General features: G+C 37.4%; 3 protein-coding genes. 2 read left to right on the plus strand and 1 reads right to left on the minus strand.

What is annotated here, in order from left to right:
- Positions 1 to 64: 64 nt before the first annotated feature.
- Positions 65 to 1069 (minus strand): LLM class flavin-dependent oxidoreductase, encoded by a 1005-nt coding sequence (locus HMPREF2937_RS08245; RefSeq protein ID WP_002481108.1) that lies wholly within the window; start codon positions 1067 to 1069, stop codon positions 65 to 67.
- A 182-nt stretch (positions 1070 to 1251) separates the two neighbouring features.
- On the opposite strand from HMPREF2937_RS08245, the gene HMPREF2937_RS08250 reads away from it, so the two are divergent.
- Positions 1252 to 2394 (plus strand): cysteine desulfurase family protein, encoded by a 1143-nt coding sequence (locus tag HMPREF2937_RS08250; protein ID WP_002481107.1) that lies wholly within the window; start codon positions 1252 to 1254, stop codon positions 2392 to 2394.
- Between the two features lie 2 nt (positions 2395 to 2396).
- Positions 2397 to 3509 carry a tRNA 2-thiouridine(34) synthase MnmA gene (gene mnmA, locus HMPREF2937_RS08255; RefSeq protein WP_002481106.1) on the plus strand — a complete coding sequence of 371 codons (1113 nt, stop codon included), beginning with the start codon at positions 2397 to 2399 and terminating at the stop codon, positions 3507 to 3509.
- The last annotated feature ends 38 nt before the right edge of the window (positions 3510 to 3547 follow it).

The raw sequence follows: 3547 nt of genomic DNA on the forward strand, positions 1-3547 counted from the left end.
GGTCAATTAATGATTACTCTCCTACTCGATTTTAACCAAAATACTAATCAACGTATATATATATTTATTTACGAACTTGTTTCATAACACGTTGCAAGCGTTCGAATGATTCTTTTTGTTTTTCTTGATCATAGATATAACTGATTGCCATCAATTCATCAAACTCGCCGTAGATATCCATGAATTTTTCGATTTGTTGTTTAACAGTTTCTTCTGAACCTACTAATGAAACACCTAAGCGACCTTTTGCCATTTGTAATTCTGCAGGAGTAAGCACATCTGCTAAATTATCAATTGGTGGTTGCAGCGGTTCCATTCTGCCGCGTGTAATGCTCACTGTAACTTGTGCTAATGTTGTTGCTAATTTTTCAGCTTCTTCATCTGTTTCAGCAACAATCGCATTCAAGCATACAATCATATATGGTTTGTCTAATACTTCAGATGGTTCGAATAATTCTTTATAAATGGACATAGCTTCTCTCATTTGTTGCGGTGCAAAGTGACCAGCAAATACATAAGGTAAGCCCATTCTTGCAGCGAGATGTGCAGAGTCTGTAGAAGAACCTAAAATATATAACGGAACGTTTTTATCAACAGCAGGATATGCACGTACGTAACCTTGTTGGTTTTCTGGTCCGAAGTATTTTTGTAGTTGTGCAACTTCTTCAGGGAACGCATAAACACCATTATGTTGATCTCTGCGTAATGCGCTCGCTGTCATCATATCTGTACCCGGTGCACGACCTAAGCCTAAATCGACTCGGTTTTTAAACATTGTTTCTAATGTGCCGAATTGTTCAGCTACGACTAATGGTGCATGGTTTGGCAACATAATACCGCCTGAACCGACACGGATGTTTTTCGTATGCTCTAATGTGTGTTGAATCAATAACGCTGTCGCAGAACTCACTAAATTCGGAGCGTTATGATGTTCTGCAATCCAATATCGTTCATATCCTAATTCATCTAGATGTTGAGCTAAGTCCACCATATTATCGATGGCTTGCTTCTCATCTTCACCTGATTTAACAGGTACTAAATTGAGTGCAGAAACTTTAATTTCACTCACATAAAGACCTCCTCGTTTTGAATGATATATTAATTATAACAAGAACAAATATTAGAAAGAATTTTATTGCTTAAAGCATGTGCTTTGCATGTTATAATATTTGTGGAACAGAGTACTAGAAAAATTGTAGTGTTGGTGCTAGAATTGGAACATTGATAAAATTGTGAGGAAGTGTCTGACAAATGGAAGTATATGCAGATTATGCAGCAACAACTCCAGTAAAAGAAGAAGTAATTGATAAGATGATGGAATTGTATGCGAAGCATTATGGCAATCCTTCATCCATTCATCGTGTAGGTAGAGATGCCAGACAATATTTAGATGCATCACGTAGAGAAATTGCGTCATTATTAAGCGCAACGCCTAATGAAGTGATTTTCACTAGTGGGGCAACTGAATCTAATAATACTGCGATTAAAGGGTTAGCATATGCTAATCAACATAAAGGAAAGCATTTAATTACATCAAAAATTGAACATCATTCTGTCTTGCATGTATTTGAACAACTAGAGCGTGAAGGCTTTCACGTTACGTATTTAGATGTAGATCGTGAAGGTATCATCGATTTAGAACAATTAAAGGCAGCTATGAGTGATGAAACTATTCTTGTTTCTATCATGTTTGTGAACAATGAAGTAGGTACCGTACAGCCGATGTATGATATAGAAGACATCGTTAAAGCACATGATGCTTATTTACATGTGGATGCTGTACAAGCAGTTGAACATCTGCCGATTGAATTTGATGATTTTAAATTCGATACAATGAGTATAACAGCACATAAATTCGGTGGCCCTAAAGGTGTCGGTGCATTGTTAGTTAAACCGAAGACACCTATTCAATTTTCACAACTTGGCGGTGAACAAGAAACAAAACGTCGTGCAGGAACAGAAAATGTACCGCAAATTGCGGGAATGGCTGAAGCATTAAAATTAGCTACAGAACATCGTGATGAAAACAACATTCATTTAATGAATCTTAAAGAAACATTTTTAGTCAACTTACAAGAACGCAGTATTCCATTTGAAGTGAACGGTTCAATGACCGATACAACAGGACATATCTTAAACTTGTACTTCCCATTCATCGATGTGGAAACGATGTTAACTTTGCTTGATTTAGCGAATATTGCAGTCTCATCAGGCTCTGCATGTACTGCAGGTTCAACTACACCATCACATGTCTTAGCAGCCATGTATGGTGATGACGACCCTAGAACAAAACAATCAATCCGCTTCAGTTTTAACGAATTAACAACTGAACGTGACATTAAATATATCGTAGCAGAAATACAGAAAATTTATTTGAAATTTAAGGAGGAATAAGCGTGAGCAACCAAGATACTCGTGTTGTAGTAGGAATGTCTGGCGGCGTAGACAGCTCAGTGACTGCCTATCTTTTAAAAGAACAAGGCTATGACGTCATCGGTATTTTCATGAAAAACTGGGATGACACTGATGAAAATGGCGTTTGTACCGCGACAGAAGACTACAATGATGTGATTGCTGTTTGTAACCAAATCGGTATACCGTATTATGCGGTAAACTTCGAAAAAGAATATTGGGATAAAGTCTTTACTTACTTCCTAGATGAATATAAAAAAGGACGCACACCAAATCCTGATGTGATGTGTAATAAAGAAATTAAGTTCAAAGCATTTTTAAACCATGCTATGAAACTCGGTGCAGATTATGTGGCGACAGGCCATTATGCACAAGTAAGACGCAATGAAGATGGCACAGTAGAAATGCTGCGTGGTGTGGATAATAATAAAGACCAAACATATTTCTTAAATCAACTGACGCATGAACAACTATCTAAAGTAATGTTTCCACTTGGCGGCATGGAGAAATCAGAAGTCAGAGAAATCGCGTTAGCACAAGATTTAGCAACTGCGAAGAAAAAAGATTCGACAGGAATCTGCTTTATCGGCGAACGAAACTTCAAAGATTTCTTATCTAATTATTTACCAGCACAATCTGGTGATATGCGCACATTAAACGGTAAAAAAATGGGAACACACGGCGGTTTAATGTATTACACAATCGGTCAACGTCATGGTTTAGGTATCGGTGGCGATGGCGATCCATGGTTTGTTGTAGGTAAAAACCTTGAAGATAATGTGTTATATGTAGAACAAGGTTTCCATCATGATGCATTGTACAGTGATTATTTGATCGCTTCTGACGTTTCACTTGTGAATGATATCGACTTATCACAAGGTTATCGTTGTACCGCAAAATTCAGATATCGTCAAAAAGATACAGGGGTGACAGTGACACAAATCGGTGATGATCAAATCCGTGTTGATTTTGATGAACCAGTACGTGCAATCACACCTGGACAAGCCGTTGTATTATATGATGGCGACGTTTGCTTAGGTGGCGCAACAATTGATGATGTTTATAAAAATGAAGGTCAACTCACATATGTTGTCTAAATTTTAATGGCTCTTTGTCAAATTCGGTTGATATATAA

Origin of the sequence: Staphylococcus sp. HMSC061G12 (assembly GCF_001838465.1) — a bacterium.
GTDB classification, from domain to species: domain Bacteria; phylum Bacillota; class Bacilli; order Staphylococcales; family Staphylococcaceae; genus Staphylococcus; species Staphylococcus simulans.